The 427-nt window shown below is 64.6% G+C and carries 1 protein-coding gene; it reads left to right on the top strand.

Translation table 11 applies throughout. The annotated features are described in order from the left end of the window. Nucleotides 1–10 precede the first annotated feature (10 nt). Nucleotides 11–427: F0F1 ATP synthase subunit epsilon (locus tag FQ705_RS03850; RefSeq protein ID WP_144138098.1), on the top strand; the 417-nt coding region annotated here is incomplete at its 3' end.

Here is a 427-nt window from a genome sequence, read left to right as displayed (position 1 = left end):
AGGAGTCCATATGGCAACCATTAAAGTAGACGTCGTCAGCGCGGAAGAGGAAATCTTCTCGGGCCAGGCGAAGTTCGTCGCGCTGCCGGGCGAGTCGGGTGAGCTGGGCATTCTGCCCGGCCACACGCCGCTCATCACCCGGATTCGTCCGGGCGCGGTGCGCATCGAATCGGAAGGCGGTCAGGACGAATTCGTGTTCGTCGCCGGCGGCATTCTCGAAGTGCAACCGGGCGCCGTGACCGTGCTCGCCGACACCGCGATTCGCGGCCGGGATCTCGACGCCGCGAAGGCCGAGGAAGCGAAGCGTCGTGCCGAGGAAACGCTGCAGAACGCGAAGTCGGATATCGACATCGCGAAGGTGCAGTCGGAACTCGCCACGGTGATGGCGCAGCTCGAGGCGTTCCAGCGTCTTGCCAAGATCCGCAGC

The organism is Paraburkholderia sp. BCC1884 (genome assembly GCF_900996225.1).
Lineage (GTDB): Bacteria > Pseudomonadota > Gammaproteobacteria > Burkholderiales > Burkholderiaceae > Paraburkholderia.
Note: the sequence above shows the minus strand (reverse complement) of the source record. Positions and strands in the feature narration are given on the sequence as shown.